This is a genomic window from Pseudomonas sp. ICMP 8385 (assembly GCF_002699915.1).
GTDB lineage: Bacteria > Pseudomonadota > Gammaproteobacteria > Pseudomonadales > Pseudomonadaceae > Aquipseudomonas > Aquipseudomonas gessardii.
On record NZ_LKBY01000128.1, the window covers coordinates 1 to 15,352 of the forward strand.

Here is a 15,352-nt window from a genome sequence, read left to right on the forward strand (position 1 = left end):
CGTGTAGTCGCGCTGACTACGCCTTTTTGCTGATTCCATTACGTCCTCCTGAAAAACAGATCAGAAGGTGTAAACCTTATTCAGGACGGGACAGAGATAAAAATAAATCTGTCCCCTTTTTCGGTCCCCTTTTTCGCAAGGCCTGCCGGACATCGCCCCGGTAGATAACAGCCACAAATACCTGATCGAGACTAACCCGGCACTCACCGACCTCAAGCAGTTCATGAGCTCCAAAAGGGACCAAAAGGGGACAGATTTATTTTTAGCACTTCGAGGGTAATCGAGTCAGATTACGATTTTTTGGGGTTGGTTTTTAGGGGAAAGGGGACAGATTTATTTTCAACACATGGTCAAGTTATAACGCCCGAGTCGGCTGTTCTCTTGATAACGATTGGTTAGGCATTGATGATTGCTTTGATGTGCTGAGAGAAAAAAGGGGACATATTTATTTGATTTTCTTAGAGATTTTTTATTTGGTTAAATAAATCTGTCCCCTTTTCGCCGAGTTCAACATTCTCAAATTTGAGTCGCGGTGGGCTAGAGGTCCGGGCTCCTGATGGGAGAGGTCTGCGCTATAATCGTGATGGCTCACTCTCGGGATTTTTGGAGCCTAAGGCGAAACCATGAAACTTGAAAGTAATCTGGATTTTGAAATTCTTGGATTTAGTGATAGTCGTTATGAGAAACTGACTGTCGAAATTCAATATAAAGGCGAACCTATTGCTCAGATTAATCAGGATCAGGGAGTTGATCGTTTAGAGGTAGAAGTTTTCGCTGATTTAAATAGCGCAGTTTTGAAAGTTCCATTTTCTGGCTTTTTGGAGGCAATGACTCTAGCGAAAAGTTTCATTGTCGAGTAGGTGCAAAAGCAACCACAAGCTGGCAGGGTTCAGGCCCTGCACCTGGAGTACTAGGTTTGGAGCCGGGGTCCGCCTCGTCTAAGGCGATACAGAATTATTTCCCTAGCACAAAAAATGGTTCCATTGAATTTGTTTTTGATCCTAAAACAAATACTTTCGCTGTCGGTAAGCCTATAAGTAACCTTGGAGGCTCTCCGCATCAACAGTTGGCAGAGACTATAAAATCTGACGGGTCGACTCTAGTAGGTGGTATGTTTCGGCGAGGGCCTAACGGAGAGGTGATAACAAATGAGTTTAGTGGGCACTACTTGCAAAAAAGGGGACAGATTTATTTTTCGAGATAAAAATAAATCTGTCCCCTTTTTCAAGGGTTATCCATGATTCGTGCACCCTTGGGGGATAAGCCGTATTGGGACGATCGTGAAGCCAAGGATCGGCAATGGGTTGAGCGCGTCAGTGAAATGCTGGCGCAACCGTCGGCCAACCCCTTGTACCGAGCGCAATTTACGTTCGACTTCGCCAAAGATAATGTGCGTGCGGCCATTCGGGTCTATTCGAGCGGTGGCAATGTTGCCGAAATGGCCACCTACCTCCCCGCCGCGATGGACGCGTGGGAGCTGTCCAATCGAGAGTCCGACAGTTTGTGTGCTGAGAATAATCTCCAGACTTGCCGTGACTGGACATTCGAGTTGGCGGACCTGAACCACTACATCTGGTGTTTCTGGTTGGTGAGCCTGGCGCTGGCGCTGGAGATTCCCGACGACCAGTGGCGTCGGCTGGTCGCTTTGATCGGCGAAGGCGGACAGGACGTTCTGCTGGATCGAATCATTGCATCCCGCCAGCCAGGGCGCGTGATCGGTGAGCAGCTACTGCACGCCAAACCTTATGCAAGGCTGCTCAAGGCCATCGACGCGCCCCAGGAACAACAGGCCTCGCTGTTGCGGGCGTTCGTGGAACATTGGTACCCGGAGCTGAACCGGCGCGGTAAACAGCAACCCTGGTGGTATGTCTATGGCGACCCGGTAAAACACCCCCTTGAGATGGGTAGCTACTTCGGCCGCTGGTGCTTTGAGGCGGTTGCCGCAGTCAAGGCGTTCGGGCTGGATGACAGCGCCTGCCTGGGGCATGAGCATTACCCCGGCGACTTGCTCCACCCCAGTGAAGACGTTATCCCGGCACCAGCCCCTGCCCGCGTAGAAAAAGCCGGCTGGCTGGCGCGGTTGTTTGGGCGCTCAGATGTATAAGCCTTTGGATCTAAAGACGCCCATGAAAAAACTTACCTTCATCCTCGCAGCCCTGGCCCTTGCGGGCTGCCACTCCACTGCCCGCGACTCGTCGCCCAGCCTGTTGAAAGATGGCGTGCAGTTGCAGCAGAACACAGTCGTGGCCGATGCCGAACACGCCAAAGTGATCATGCGCGCCACCGGGTTTACCTACCCGGTGCAGTTCTCCGTGCGCCGTGGCGGCGATGCCGATCAGCGGCCGGAGATCCTCGGCACGGTGGTGGATTCGGGCCGGGGCAAGGTGTTCGGCTGGATCGCCAAGATGAGCGAGGTGGCCAACAGCGCCACGGTCAAGCGCTTCCCGCAGCTGGAAGTGCTGGCCGACCCGCAGCAGACGCTTGAAGTGTTGGGCGAGTCGCGGGTGTATGACTCGAACTACTACCGCTACGCCGAAAAAATTGTCTACGCCTGCGGCCCGATGTCCTCGGCGTTCAAACCGCAAAAGCAAAAGGTTTACCTGGTGGAATTCGTGATTGTCGGCGCCGGCTGCGAGCAGCATGCCTATGACATCACCGACCCTGCGCAGCGCATTCCCGTCCCCGCGTCCTGAATCATGCACCCTACAACCGCCGGGCACATTGGCGGTGTTGTCGTAGTAAATGGAGTTTCAAATGAAGCGCAAGCAGTTCCAGAAAAGCCTGTTGGCCATGATGGTCAGCGCCGTTGCCGCACAAGTCAGCGCGGTGGAGTTTGACGTCAGCACAGGGCAGAACGTGTGGGCCTCCCAGACGTTCAACGAGCCTGTGACCCTGGTGGGCGCGCGCAATGTCGTCTCGACCCAGCCCAGTGCCGATGGCGTGAATATTTCCCTGACCAATATCCAGGGCACGCTGCGCAACGACGCCAACCTGACCCTGGATGCTGGCGGCAAAGCCGTACGTGGCCTGATCGTCGATGGGGCGCTGGATCAACTGCTCACCACCACCGGCAGCCAAATCAGCGGCGATATCGTCCAGGCTGGCAATATCCACCTGAGCAACACCATCTGGGCCGAAGGCTTTGAAGTGGGCGCCAGCAACGTGGGCGGCAGCATCATCAACTCGGGCAATATCACCCTGGTCGAAGTTCCCGGCTCTGGCGATGAATCCGACGCCGAGGGTCTCTACCTCAACGGCACCACCGTGGCGGGCGACGTGGTCAACAGCGGTGTGGTGGATGTCACGTCCTACTACGGCTACGGCCTGATCCTCGATACCCACAACAACATGCCGGTCACCATCGGTGGCAAGCTGCTCAACTCCGGGACCCTGCGCGTTACCGGTGAAGAGGCCCTGGGGATCGAGATCGAAACCGATACCAACCCCCTGCGTATCGAAAACAGCGGCCTGGTTTCCGTCAACGGCGGGCAGGCGATTGCCGTGCAGCTCGATGCGGGCACCTACGATTACCTGCTCAACACCGGCACCATCGAAGCCAGCGGCAGCAACGCCATGGCCTTCAACGTGCAAGGCGCGACCTTTAACACCACCTCGCCGAGCGGTGAGCGCGGCCTGATCAACCGTGGCCTGATCAGCGCCGACGCGACGGCGATCAAGGTCAACCCGCAGTACCAGTTGACGCCGTTCGAGATCAACCAGCAAGCCGGGGAAATCCGCAGCAACTCCGGCACCGCCATCGACGGCGGCAACCTGGCGAGCCTGAACTGGAGCGGCGGCAAAATCGTCGGTGATGTGCTGGGTGTCACGGCTGTGAACATCAACGGCCAGGCCGACTTTACCGGCGCGCGCATTGGCAGCCCGGTATCGGTCAACGCGGGTTCGTTGAACCTGTCCGGCGCCGGCACCACCATCACTGGCGACCTGAATGTCGCCAGCGGGGCCGGGGTTGATATGCGCCTGTCCAACAGCGTGGTACCGACCACGCCTTACCTCACGGTCAGCGGCGCCGCGAACTTCGCCCAGGGGTCTAGAGTGACCTTGAGCGCCAAGCCCGGTGATTTCACCGCAGCGCTCAGCGGCACCGAATACACCCTGCTGCAAGCCGGCAGCGTGCAGAACAACGGCCTGACGGTCGCCAGCAGCTCGTCGCTGCTCGATGTGCTCAGCTACTCGGCCGATGCGCAGACGGTCAAGGCCGTGGTGGGTCTGAAGCCAGACGAGCAGGTACAAACCGACCTCGGCGGCGTTGGGGCTACGACCTCGGCGGTGACTGCGGTGAACCTGTTGAAAAACGAAGTGCTGGGGCAACTGAGCCAGGATGACGCGGTGTTCCAGGCCGTGGCCAACGCTGGCAGCGCCCAGCAACTGGCGCAGATCGGCGAACAACTCAAACCTGACGTAAACCGTGGTGCGCTGGACGTGGCCTTGTCCGGGCAGACCGTGATCAACGGCGCGATCCTCAACCGCCTGGCCGGCCAGCGCGATGGCAGCGAACGCGGCGGTGTGTGGGTGCAAGGCCTGAGCAGCAACATGGACCAGGACGGTCGCGGTGGCGATAACGGTTACTCGGCCAACAGCAGTGGTGTGGCTGTCGGCGTGGACGGCCGCTTGAACGACAGCACCCGTGTGGGTGTGGCATACAGCTACCTCAACTCCAACATCCATTCGGACCTGGGTAACAAGACCGAAGTGCAGGGCAACGCGCTGTCGTTGTACGGCAACTGGTCGCTGCAGAACTGGTTTGTCGATGGCAGCCTGAGCTATGGCGTCAACGACAACGACAGCAAGCGCCACATCGCCGGCACTACAGCGAAGGGCAGCTACGACAGCCAGGCGCTGTCGGCCAGTGTGGTCGGCGGCTACAGCTTCAAAGCGTCGGACAGCGTGCTGGTCGAACCGCGTGTCGCCGCACGTTACTCCAGCGTGCACATGGACAGCCTGCATGAGAAGGGCTCATCGGCAGCCTTGAACACCGGTTCCCAGCGTTACGAAGTCGGTGAACTGGGCGCCGGCCTGCGTGTGGCGGGCAACCTGCCGCTGGGCGCCGGCACCCTGCAACCGGAAGCGACCCTGATGGCCTATCACGACCTGATGGGTGATCGCGTGGCGCAGACTTCCAGCTTTGTGAACGGTGGTTCGACGTTCAGCGTGACCGGCGCATCGGTAGCGCGTGACAGCTATGAAGCCAGCGTGGGTGTGAACTACCAGGTCTCGGCATTCAGCGTCGGCGCCAGCTACACCCGCCAGGCCCGCAGCGGGTTTGATGCCGATGGCGTCATGCTCAAGGCCCGTTACGCGTTCTAAACCGTCCTTATAGGGCGAGCTTGTGTGGGAGCTGGCTTGCCTGCGATAGCATCCCTGCGGTGTGCTTGAAACACCGCAGTGTTTGCATCGCAGGCAAGCCAGCTCCCACATAAGCCTGCCCCCATATGTGCGAAACAACTTGAGAACCGCTCTCAACCTCGTAAAATGCCGCAGCACTTAATCAGGGACGAATTCAAAGATGCGCATTTTTGCCTTACTGCTGGCGCTGTCCTTCCTGGCCGGCTGTGCTTCCAAACCCCCGTACTACATCTCTCCAGCCCCCGTGACTATTCCCAAGACCGCCACCTTCTGGGTCGATACCTTCGACGTCAAAGTGGTGGGGCAGGGCCGGATTTTCATGTCGGACGCCAAAGTCCGCGAGCAACTGGGCGTGGACCTGGTCGACCGCCTGCTCAAGGCCAAGCGCTATGCCAGCAGCAAGCAGACCGCGGACTACCTGCTGGACGTGGATATCGTCTACGTGCGCCATATCCTCGACTCCAAGGGCGGTATCACCAGCCTGGTGGTCGACGACAACACCATCCTGCAAAGCATCGACTTTGGCTACAAGGTCAAGGTCAAGAAGGCCGACGCCGAGGTGCTGCATTTTGCCCAGGATCGGGGTGGCCTGGTGCCCAATAACTGGGGCGGCCAGGTGCAGCAATGGAAGACCATTGGCGGGATCCTGACCAATGAAGGCAACGCCAATATCGAGCGCCATTTCACCGGTGGCTTGAGCAATTACATCGTGCACGACCTGCGCGCCATACCCTCACGCTAATACCCCGGATTTATTCACCTAGGAGCACCCTGTGAAATCACTCTGCAAAATCCTGCTGTCCGGCCTTGCCGCCACGGCACTGCTGACCCTGGCCGGTTGTGCCACGGAAAGCTCCCGCGCACTGCCGATCGAAAAAGTCGCCAGCGCCAGCGTCGCCTACTCCGGCGTACGCGTGCCGATTGCCGTGGGCAAGTTCGATAACCGCTCCAGCTACATGCGCGGGATCTTCTCCGATGGCGTGGACCGCCTCGGTGGCCAGGCCAAGACCATCCTGATCACCCACTTGCAGCAGACCAACCGCTTCAGCGTGCTGGACCGCGACAACATGGGCGAAATCTCTCAGGAAGCGCAGATCAAAGGCACCGCGCAGAAGCTCAAGGGTGCGGACTACGTGGTGACCGGCGATGTGACCGAGTTCGGCCGCAAAGAGACCGGCGACCGCCAACTGTTCGGCATCCTTGGCCGTGGCAAGACCCAGGTGGCCTACGCCAAGATCAACCTGAACATCGTCAACATCAGCACCTCCGAAGTGGTGTATTCCACCCAGGGCGCCGGTGAATACGCGTTGTCGAACCGTGAAATCGTGGGCTTTGGCGGCACCGCCAGCTATGACTCCACCCTCAATGGCAAGGTCCTGGACCTGGCCATGCGCGAAGCGATCAATCGCCTGGTCGACGGCATCAATGCCGGCGCCTGGAACCCGCGTAACTGATTCAAGTGTTTTCAAGGAGCAGTACACGGATGAGCAAGGCAGTGAAGTTAGCGCTGATGCTGACAGCAACCGCGCTGGTTGCAGGGTGCCAGACGGCGCCCAAGCCCCTGTATCAATGGGAAAGCTACCAGCCACAGGTTTACGAGTACTTCAAGGGCGAGCCCAAGGAAGCCCAGGTCGAAGCGCTGGAACGCGACCTGCAAAAGATCAACGCCAGTGGCCGCCAGGCCCCACCGGGCTACCACGCCCATTTGGGCATGCTGTACCTGAGCATGGGCAAGGATGACCAGATGGTGCAGCAGTTCCGCACCGAGAAGGCGCTGTTCCCCGAGTCTGCGGCTTACATGGACTTTTTGCTCAAGAACGCCAAGGCCCCAGAGGTGAAGCAATGAGCTTTTTGAAACTCACCGGCGCCTTGCTGGCCCTGGCTTTGCTGGGTGGTTGCGCGGCGCCCAAGACTGTCGATTACTCGGCGTACAAGCAGGCGCGGCCGAAGTCGATCCTGGTGCTGCCACCGATCAACGAGTCCCCTGAAGTGCAGGCGTCCTACAGCCTGGTATCGCAGGTGACTTACCCGTTGGCCGAAGCCGGCTACTACGTGATGCCGATTGCCCTGGTGGATGAAACCTTCCGCCAGAACGGCCTGACCACCGCCAACGATATCCAGGGCGTGGCGCCGGGCAAGCTGCACGAGATCTTCGGCGCAGACGCGGCGTTGTACATCACCGTCAGCGAGTACGGCACCCAGTACATGCTGATCACCAGCGACACCTCGGTGACGGCCTCGGCCAAACTGGTCGACCTGCGCACCGGCACCACCTTGTGGACCGGCTCGGCACGGGCTTCCAGCGAGGAAGGCAACAACAACGGTGGCGGCCTGGTGGGCATGCTGATCACGGCGGCGGTCAAGCAAGTGATCAACAGCTCCACCGACGCGGCGCACCCGATTGCCGGCATCACCAGCGCGCGCCTGTTGTCGGCCGGGCAACGCACCGGCCTGCTGTACGGCCCGCGCTCGCCCAAGTACGGCTCGGACTGATCTGGACCAGTCACTGCCGATCCAATGTGGGAGCTGGCAAGCCAGCTCCCACCTGGACTGAGTGACCGCACGCTAACCCGAATCCCGACGCCCCTACGTCTGACCTTGTGAACGCATCATTCACTCACGAGGTTCAGCCCATGTCCCATCCTCTTCTCTTCCTACGCCCCGCTGCCCAGGGCTTTGCCGTGACCTTGCTGGTGGCGCTCGCCGGATGTGGGCTGTCGTCCCGTGACGAGGCCAAGGCGCCCGAAGCGGCTGCCGTCCCCGAACTGCACAGCGCGCCCGTTCAGGCCCAGAGCGCCATGCTCAAAAGGATGGCGATGCCGGCCCCGATGGCCATGCATGACGCCGTGGCGATGGAATACCGCGCCGAACCCCGTGAGCAATATCAAAACCTGCCGGATAACCCGGTGCACAGCGTGGCCCAAACCCCGGTCTCAACCTTCAGCGTCGATGTCGACACGGGCAGCTACGCCAATGTCAGACGTTTCCTCAACCAAGGCCAGCTGCCGCCCGAAGGCGCCGTGCGACTTGAGGAAATGGTCAATTACTTCCCCTACGACTACGCGCTGCCCACCGATGGCTCGCCTTTTGGCGTGACCACCGAAGTCGCCGCCACCCCCTGGAACCCCAATACACGCCTGCTGCGTATCGGCATCAAGGCCTCCGAGCGTGCCGTGGCCGAACTGGCGCCGGCCAACCTGGTGTTCCTGGTGGATGTTTCCGGCTCCATGGACCGCCGCGAAGGCCTGCCATTGGTGAAAAGCACCCTCAAACTGCTGGTGGAGCAACTGCGCGATCAGGACCGCGTGTCCCTGGTGGTGTATGCCGGTGAATCGCGGGTGGTGCTCAAGCCCACATCCGGGGGCGACAAGGCAAAAATCCGCAACGCCATCGAGCAACTGACCGCCGGCGGCTCCACAGCGGGGGCGTCGGGCATCGAGCTGGCCTATCAGATGGCCCGCGAAGGGTTTATCGATAAGGGCATCAACCGCATCCTGCTGGCCACTGACGGTGACTTCAATGTCGGCATCAGCGACTTCGACAGCCTCAAGCAAATGGCCGTGGACCAGCGCAAAAGCGGCGTGTCCCTGACCACCCTGGGGTTTGGCGTGGATAACTACAACGAACACCTGATGGAACAACTGGCCGACGCGGGCGATGGCAACTACGCCTATATCGACAACCTGCGCGAAGCCCGCAAGGTGCTGGTGGAGCAACTCAGCTCGACCCTGGCCGTGGTAGCGCGGGATGTGAAGTTGCAGGTGGAATTCAACCCGGCCCAGGTCAGCGAATATCGCCTGCTGGGCTATGAAAACCGCGCCTTGAAACGTGAGGATTTCAGCAATGACAAGGTAGACGCCGGTGAGATCGGCGCCGGGCATACCGTGACGGCGCTGTATGAAATTGTACCGAAGGGTTCAAAAGGCTGGCTGGAACCGTTGCGCTATGCCCAGGCCAAGGCTGCCGAGGGTAACGCATCAGAACTGGCCATGTTGCGGGTACGCTACAAGCCAGCGGCGGGTGGCAGCAGTCGTCTGATCGAACACCCGATCAAGAATGCTCAACAGGCCGCCAGCGCCGACCTGCGCTTCGCGGCGGCTGTAGCTGCCTTCGCCCAACAGCTCAAGGGCGATGGCCGCTACACTGGCACCATGAGCCTGAAGGACACCGCCACCCTGGCCCGTTCGGCCCGCGCTGATGACCCCTACGGCCTGCGTAATGAATTCGTACAACTGGTGGAACTGGCCCAAAGCCTCAAACACTGATCTTGCACACGATATAGAGCCAATGTGGGAGCTGGCTTGCCTGCGATGGCGGTGGGCCAGTGCCGCCGATAGTGCCTGACCCACCGCCATCGCGGGCAAGCCCGGCTCCCACAGGTAATCTGCAGTGATCCATCGAAAGGAGTTCGCCACTTAACATGGCCGTACCAGATGATCCACCCAGCGACGAATTGCTGCTGGCCCGCTACCGCACCGGCGATGCTGCTGCATTCGAGACCCTGTATGCCCGGCACCGCCAGGGCCTCTACCGGTTTCTCGTGGGCCTGTGCAACAAGGCCGAACTGGCCGAGGAAATCTACCAGGACACCTGGCTCAGCCTGATCCGCAGCACTACCCAGCCACAGGGCCGGGCGAGTTTTCGTACCTGGTTGTTCCAGATTGCCCGCAACCGCCTGATCGACCACTGGCGCAAGCACGGCATCCACAACCCGTTGCACGACAGCTACGACGAACAACAGCACGCCCAACCCGACGACAGTGCCGGCCCCGAGCAGCAACTGAGCCTGAGCCGCGACCAGGGCCGCCTCGATGCGGCGTTGCAAGACCTGCCCGAAGACCAGCGCGAAGTGTTTATGCTGCGCCTGCACGGCGACCTGGAACTGCCGCAAATCGCCGCCCTCACCGGCAGCCCACTGGAAACGGTAAAAAGCCGCTTGCGTTACGCCCAGCAGAAACTGCGTCGGCTGCTGGCCGAGGAGGTACCCGTATGACTGACTCCCGACACCCCCAGGACCCGACAGACGAAGGGCTGATCCAGCACTTTCGCCAACACAGCGCCAGCGAGCCGTCCGCGTCCCTCGACGCCTTCATCCTCGCCACCGCCCGCCGCGAAGCCCCCACGCCAGCGCCAAGCCTGTGGCAACGCTGGCTGCACGCCTGCCAACGGCCACGCTGGCAGATGGCGTTTGCTACCGTGGCCGGGGTCGCACTGTTGATTGGCGTGGTCATGCGCTCGCCAGTGCCCGACCTCAACCAGCCCGAGGTTACCCAGTACGCCGCCGCGCCGCCGCCTCAGGCACTCTCTGCGCCCGCCGCCCCAGCGCCGATGGCGCGTATGGCAATGGTGCCGCAGGCCGACAGCACGCCGGTCCAGACCGAGATGGCGGCGGTCATGGCCGATGAGCCCGTGGCAAAAATGAGCAAGCAAATGGCCGCCAAGCCCCAGTCCCTGAAGCAAGGGCTTGAGGAAATCGTGCGCCTGCGCCGGGCGGGTGAGAGCAGGGCGGCGGATGAAAAGCTGCTGGCCTTGCACAAGCGTTTTCCCGAGGAAAACCTGCCTGCGCGGTTGGAGGCGTTGCAAAAGCGTTGAGCCACAAAAAAGCCCCAGGTCTTGCGACCTGGGGCTTTTTTATCTGTATCTGGTGCCCCGGCGGGCTTCTAACCTGGCTCATAACCGATTGAAAAAAATAGATTATTTTTCCGTAATTGTTCGAAGGGATACATCCTGGGATACAGGCTAATCCTGCCCCGGCCACCCGAGGTTGATAAGCTCTGAGGGCTGTTGTAGGAGCAGCGCGTGTCGCCTCTCGAAAGCCATACCTGCCGTGTCTATGACTCTTTCACTTGAATAAGTCGCTTCGCAAAGTTGTATAAAGGCAAGTGGTTGAGGGAAGTAGTTAGCGGAGATTCTGAAGTCATGTAGTCCGCTAAGCTGTAAGTGTGAAGGACTATGAGATTTAGCTTTTGGATCGTAATCGAATCTAATGTGAGACGTGTTTGAAGGTGTTTGATTTTTCAACTCCATCATTTCCGTCCAGTTATAGAGATGATTAAAAAGTTCATCGTCCTCTCTCTCGACAGCATCATCTGCGGCGGCAAGAATTTCTTCCAGAGAGTCGCGGGTTGATAGCGGCCTTGGATAGAACGCGAGCCTGGCACTGGTCAGGTTTTCACTTTTGTCATACTGATAGAAAAACTGAAAAAAAGAGCCGTCAGACAGTAGTAGTGAATACTGTTGGGAATCAATCAAATATTGATACTCAAGCGGATAATATAATCCCTTAATGATCCCAGGCTTTCTACCGTGCCATGAGATTGACTTGGTCTCATTGTCCACACATATGTTGTTAAGCTGAGTATGCTTGTCCAGAGTACGCGTTGCGTTTATTATTCCTTGACAGATGTGTGCAAACTTCATCAGAAGACTCCTAGTCTTGAGAGTAATTCTGAATCATTTCTTTGAATTCAGGGTTTTTCTGCATTAGCTCAAAGATTTCCTGAAGTTTGTCCAATTCTTTGTCTGACTTATTGAGGAAGGTTTTGTTGTTCTTCATTTGAGTTGGGCTTGGGCAAATGAACTTGAATTTTGGGAAGTCGCGCTTTATGCAATCAATTTCATTTATGAGTTTTTCCATGGATTGACCGAAACCACTTATATAGCACCAGCCTCTAGATCTTGTGACTGCTACAAAAAACGCATTTCTCATTCTGAAGGTGAAGTCATTTGCAACTTGTTGGGAGTTTAGGACGAAAACAATATTTGCTTCATTACCTTTCGCCCGATAAGGGGTAGTAAGTGTCACGTAACCTAACGGCTTGAAGACGTCTGCACTCTCTACGTACCCCGGAATTACAGATTTAATACCTACAGAACTTAGCTCTCTCTGAATTGCCAGCATTGAATCTTTGTTGTTACCGGGCTTAAGGTTGATTACGATTATTTCTTCAGGTGCAACGCCATTGGTTTCAACAAGTCGACTAATTTTCTGTGCGATATAGGTGAGTTGTTCAGTATCAGAATTGCATAGTTTGGTTTGCACGAGATTCAAAGGACGCTTCTGATTTTCCAGCATTATTCCTTCGAGTAAGTTTTTGCTATTAGAATCTGGTCTTTCAATCTCTACTACATCTCCCTCTGATATGGTGAGATTTCTCGGTGCATTGACCTTATAGCCTATTGCCTCCCAATCGCTGGGGTAGTAGAACATCTCGATTTGGCGATTTGAATATAGTCCCATTGCCACGCCGTGAGCGGTCATTAAAACCGGCCGCGGGGTTCGGTAGCAGTTAGGTAATACGAAATCTTTTGGAATGTCTCCGTCGTATTTTCCATCTAGGACTGAGTCTGGAAGATTTGGCTCACCGGCCGCGTTCTTTCCAAATAACTCAGTCGGGCCTTTTATAAGTGTATCTTTGAGAGATTGAAATTCGTCGTACGCCCATATGATACGTTTTTGTGAGCCCTCACCCTTCGCTAGCTTATAGGCTACCTGGAATAGCTCGGTTGAAAAATCCTGAGCTTCGTCAATCAGAATAAGGTCATACTCTGGCTCAATCTGATCCCCCATTTTTTTGAGTAAATCTCGATATATGAAAGAAAGCGGATCTGCTTGCCCTCTCGCATCTCCAAGCGTAAGAGGCGATACGCCTAGCTTTTTGCAAAGGCGGGAGTAAAGCCCTTCTTTTTGCCTTCCGCCCCATGCATGGAGAACGTGGATTTTTGCATCGAAGTCTGGGGTTTTTTTAGCTTCCAAGGTGTAATACTTGGATATTAAAGTTTGTACGTGCTGATAGAGACTTTGGGTGTTGAACAGGTAGAGTATTTTAAATTCAGGTAAGCGTTTATGAGTAATAGCCGCTTTCAATGAAAGAACAATTGTTTTGCCCGTGCCGGCAAGGCCTCGAATGCGTTGTGGGCCTGGGGGCAACTGCATAGCGGCTAGGCGTTGGGAGTCGTCTTGTTTGAATGTGGTACGTAATGACTTTTGAATATAGTCGTTTATTGTCTGCGGAGCTGTTTCGCTGATGACAGGACTGTGTTTTGTTTCATATACAAACGTTCCTTCTAGGAGTGAGTATATTCTTCCTAGTTCATCTTCAGTGCAGTTGTAGTCTTCTGATAGTTCTTTTACCCATTCGTCCAGACTGTCGAAGGGGAGGCCCATGATCGGGGAGTCGTCACCTAACATTCCTTGAATTTGTGCTTCGTCATTTGCACAAAAAACTACCACGCTTGTAATAGGTACTTTAATCTTTCTGGCTTTCCTGTCATACAGCGACAGGTCGTTTTTCAGTCGGCTTACAACTTCCTCTTCATATATCTCAGTAATTAGGGATCTAGAAGTTATGAGGGTTCCGGAGTCTAGTTTCCAAAACTCTTCATTTTCTGACTCTATTACATCAGTTACTTGTTCTTCAATGACATCAATCAGGATGATGCCAGACTGTTGCGATACAACAATAAACGATGGTACGTCAGTATCACTGGCTCGACCTAGCGTCGTGAGTTTGTATCCAACATAACCATTATGTTCGACTAGAGCCTTCCTAATTACCTCGGCCACTTGAAAATGGAAAGGCCGATTTTCGATTGCCAAGGATCCTGATAGGAATGAAAATTTTTTTTCCATGATGTCCTGCAACTCGAAAAATATAAATTAATGATTGGGGTAGCTTCGTTGAGCCCGCCTAGGCCCGCTGAAGCTCCCGCAGAGCTACAGAATAGGACGGGTTATTGTTCGATGGTAGAGGGAGAGCTCGGGCGCCTACAAAATTGATAGCGCGGTGCAGGGTTTCGCAGGGAGAAGAATGACGCTATTTTTCTCTGCGAGCCCCGGCCTGCTTGGTTTGGAGCATGGCGCAGAATCGCAGAAAAAAATATATTTTTAGACGGCAGGCGAGGTGGGGGGACGACAGCGCGCGCCGGGGTGGAGGCTCGCCATCCAGCGCCGGGAGCTCGACCAGTGGGACCGGCCAAAAATTGGCTCTCAGCAGCTCACCTGGCGCCATGGCCAGCACTTCCATTGAGCTAGTGGGGAATCTCATCGAAAACGAAAAAGCCGCCCTAAGGCGGCTTGCATGCTGTGTGTGGGATCGAATTCAGGACGTTTGCGTTTGAGTGTGTTGCTCAATCATTGCATTCAACTCCGAACGGCGGCGCGCTCGATAGATCGGGCTCTTCAACTCTTTCTCGCCGGTGGTGAAATCGTCACGCGGAACGATAGAAAGCGCCTGCCACACGGCATTGTCATCGACGGATAACGCAGCACTGGCTCGATCAATAAAACCGAACAAGGCTTCTCCTAGGCGTCGAGCTTCCTCGCTGCTGACGGCCTTTTTTTCGTCGCTAAACGTCGCCTCTTGATAGAACGCATCCTTCTCTATGTCCCGTTGGATGATGAGCTTTTTGCGCTGTAATGCTTTAAGAAACGCTTCTGCTTCGGGCAGTGCGAAAAGAGCGGTCGCAGAGGTGGTGAGGCAATGATCACCATAGAGCGCAAACGCCGTCTCGCGACTACTCAGATAGCGCTCACGGGCTTCATAGGTATCTATCTGGCACAACTCCATTGCCGGTTGCAGTTCGCCGGCCAGGCAGGCGTACTCCAATGCCAATTCGCGGCTGTCCAGTTCCTGGCGCTTGAAGTTGCGAATATCTTTGGTCAGCACGCCATCGCTTTCCCGGAAAAGCTTCCGCCAAGTAGCTCCATCTAGCATCGCTTGCTGTTCGGCCGCGCCGGCCGTTTTGCGGTGTTTTTCTTCTCGCGCTCTCAAGCCTTCAAAGCGCTCGCGTATAGACAGGTAGGTTTGTTTGTATTCGTCGTGGATTTTTAGTGCCGTCTGAACTTCATCGGGCAGAGACAGGTGATGCTCGTTCATAGGTTTCTCCGGTGGTGATTGCAGGCCGACGCCGGCCAGGGTTGATGGTGCGAGTCGGCAATCAGTAAGAGTTGATTGCTCGTAGGGATAGGGCGGGGAGAAGAGCTCGG

At 56.3% G+C, this 15,352-nt stretch carries 15 protein-coding genes; 12 read left to right on the forward strand and 3 right to left on the reverse strand.

Features of this window, described 5'->3' with window-relative positions:
• Positions 1 to 623 precede the first annotated feature (623 nt).
• From AO268_RS25920 to AO268_RS25975, 12 genes are all read left to right on the forward strand, one after another.
• Positions 624 to 860 carry a hypothetical protein gene (locus AO268_RS25920; protein WP_076962003.1) on the forward strand — a complete coding sequence of 79 codons (237 nt, stop codon included), beginning with the start codon at positions 624 to 626 and terminating at the stop codon, positions 858 to 860.
• On the forward strand, positions 806 to 1,204 hold the full coding sequence (locus AO268_RS33900) for a polymorphic toxin type 43 domain-containing protein (RefSeq protein ID WP_099170276.1): 399 nt from the start codon (positions 806 to 808) through the stop codon (positions 1,202 to 1,204). Before AO268_RS25920 ends, AO268_RS33900 begins: the two co-directional genes overlap by 55 nt.
• A 33-nt stretch (positions 1,205 to 1,237) precedes the next feature.
• Positions 1,238 to 2,104, forward strand: a complete 867-nt coding sequence (locus AO268_RS25930) for a PoNi-like cognate immunity protein (RefSeq protein WP_076962005.1) — start codon at positions 1,238 to 1,240, stop codon at positions 2,102 to 2,104.
• Between the two features lie 22 nt (positions 2,105 to 2,126).
• Positions 2,127 to 2,693 carry a hypothetical protein gene (locus AO268_RS25935; RefSeq protein ID WP_076962006.1) on the forward strand — a complete coding sequence of 189 codons (567 nt, stop codon included), beginning with the start codon at positions 2,127 to 2,129 and terminating at the stop codon, positions 2,691 to 2,693.
• 61 nt (positions 2,694 to 2,754) lie between these two features.
• Positions 2,755 to 5,325 (forward strand): autotransporter family protein, encoded by a 2,571-nt coding sequence (locus AO268_RS25940; protein WP_099170277.1) that lies wholly within the window; start codon positions 2,755 to 2,757, stop codon positions 5,323 to 5,325.
• A gap of 199 nt (positions 5,326 to 5,524) precedes the next feature.
• Positions 5,525 to 6,106 carry a hypothetical protein gene (locus tag AO268_RS25945; protein ID WP_076962008.1) on the forward strand — a complete coding sequence of 194 codons (582 nt, stop codon included), beginning with the start codon at positions 5,525 to 5,527 and terminating at the stop codon, positions 6,104 to 6,106.
• Between the two features lie 31 nt (positions 6,107 to 6,137).
• Positions 6,138 to 6,818 carry a CsgG/HfaB family protein gene (locus tag AO268_RS25950; RefSeq protein ID WP_076962009.1) on the forward strand — a complete coding sequence of 227 codons (681 nt, stop codon included), beginning with the start codon at positions 6,138 to 6,140 and terminating at the stop codon, positions 6,816 to 6,818.
• Between the two features lie 29 nt (positions 6,819 to 6,847).
• Entirely contained in the window at positions 6,848 to 7,210 is a 363-nt protein-coding gene (locus tag AO268_RS25955; protein WP_076962010.1) for a DUF4810 domain-containing protein, read from the forward strand.
• On the forward strand, positions 7,207 to 7,857 hold the full coding sequence (locus AO268_RS25960) for a DUF799 domain-containing protein (RefSeq protein ID WP_099170278.1): 651 nt from the start codon (positions 7,207 to 7,209) through the stop codon (positions 7,855 to 7,857). Before AO268_RS25955 ends, AO268_RS25960 begins: the two co-directional genes overlap by 4 nt.
• A gap of 140 nt (positions 7,858 to 7,997) precedes the next feature.
• A complete protein-coding gene (locus AO268_RS25965) occupies positions 7,998 to 9,629 on the forward strand; it encodes a vWA domain-containing protein (RefSeq protein WP_076962012.1) in 1,632 nt (543 codons plus the stop codon).
• Between the two features lie 155 nt (positions 9,630 to 9,784).
• On the forward strand, positions 9,785 to 10,357 hold the full coding sequence (locus tag AO268_RS25970; protein ID WP_076962013.1) for an RNA polymerase sigma factor: 573 nt from the start codon (positions 9,785 to 9,787) through the stop codon (positions 10,355 to 10,357).
• A complete protein-coding gene (locus AO268_RS25975; RefSeq protein WP_076962014.1) occupies positions 10,354 to 10,956 on the forward strand; it encodes a hypothetical protein in 603 nt (200 codons plus the stop codon). Before AO268_RS25970 ends, AO268_RS25975 begins: the two co-directional genes overlap by 4 nt.
• Positions 10,957 to 11,103: 147 nt before the next feature.
• On the opposite strand, the gene AO268_RS25980 is transcribed toward AO268_RS25975, so the two are convergent.
• The 3 genes from AO268_RS25980 to AO268_RS25995 all read right to left on the reverse strand — a co-directional run bounded on the left by AO268_RS25980 (position 11,104) and on the right by AO268_RS25995 (position 15,242).
• Positions 11,104 to 11,784 (reverse strand): DUF2290 domain-containing protein, encoded by a 681-nt coding sequence (locus tag AO268_RS25980; protein WP_099170279.1) that lies wholly within the window; start codon positions 11,782 to 11,784, stop codon positions 11,104 to 11,106.
• Between the two features lie 10 nt (positions 11,785 to 11,794).
• Positions 11,795 to 13,996: a DEAD/DEAH box helicase gene (locus AO268_RS25985; protein WP_099170280.1), complete on the reverse strand. Its 2,202-nt coding sequence runs from the start codon at positions 13,994 to 13,996 to the stop codon at positions 11,795 to 11,797.
• Between the two features lie 469 nt (positions 13,997 to 14,465).
• Entirely contained in the window at positions 14,466 to 15,242 is a 777-nt protein-coding gene (locus AO268_RS25995; protein WP_099170282.1) for a hypothetical protein, read from the reverse strand.
• Positions 15,243 to 15,352: the final 110 nt, after the last annotated feature.

Excerpts from the sequence above, each read along its gene's own strand:
- AO268_RS25920 (WP_076962003.1), top strand. The coding sequence starts at position 624 with ATGAAACTTGAAAGTAATCTGGATTTTGAAATTCTTGGATTTAGTGAT.
- AO268_RS25930 (WP_076962005.1), top strand. The coding sequence starts at position 1,238 with ATGATTCGTGCACCCTTGGGGGATAAGCCGTATTGGGACGATCGTGAA.
- AO268_RS25935 (WP_076962006.1), top strand. The coding sequence starts at position 2,127 with ATGAAAAAACTTACCTTCATCCTCGCAGCCCTGGCCCTTGCGGGCTGC.
- AO268_RS25940 (WP_099170277.1), top strand. The coding sequence starts at position 2,755 with ATGAAGCGCAAGCAGTTCCAGAAAAGCCTGTTGGCCATGATGGTCAGC.
- AO268_RS25945 (WP_076962008.1), top strand. The coding sequence starts at position 5,525 with ATGCGCATTTTTGCCTTACTGCTGGCGCTGTCCTTCCTGGCCGGCTGT.
- AO268_RS25955 (WP_076962010.1), top strand. The coding sequence starts at position 6,848 with ATGAGCAAGGCAGTGAAGTTAGCGCTGATGCTGACAGCAACCGCGCTG.
- AO268_RS25960 (WP_099170278.1), top strand. The coding sequence starts at position 7,207 with ATGAGCTTTTTGAAACTCACCGGCGCCTTGCTGGCCCTGGCTTTGCTG.
- AO268_RS25965 (WP_076962012.1), top strand. The coding sequence starts at position 7,998 with ATGTCCCATCCTCTTCTCTTCCTACGCCCCGCTGCCCAGGGCTTTGCC.
- AO268_RS25970 (WP_076962013.1), top strand. The coding sequence starts at position 9,785 with ATGGCCGTACCAGATGATCCACCCAGCGACGAATTGCTGCTGGCCCGC.
- AO268_RS25975 (WP_076962014.1), top strand. The coding sequence starts at position 10,354 with ATGACTGACTCCCGACACCCCCAGGACCCGACAGACGAAGGGCTGATC.
- AO268_RS25980 (WP_099170279.1), bottom strand. The coding sequence starts at position 11,784 with ATGAAGTTTGCACACATCTGTCAAGGAATAATAAACGCAACGCGTACT.
- AO268_RS25985 (WP_099170280.1), bottom strand. The coding sequence starts at position 13,996 with ATGGAAAAAAAATTTTCATTCCTATCAGGATCCTTGGCAATCGAAAAT.
- AO268_RS25995 (WP_099170282.1), bottom strand. The coding sequence starts at position 15,242 with ATGAACGAGCATCACCTGTCTCTGCCCGATGAAGTTCAGACGGCACTA.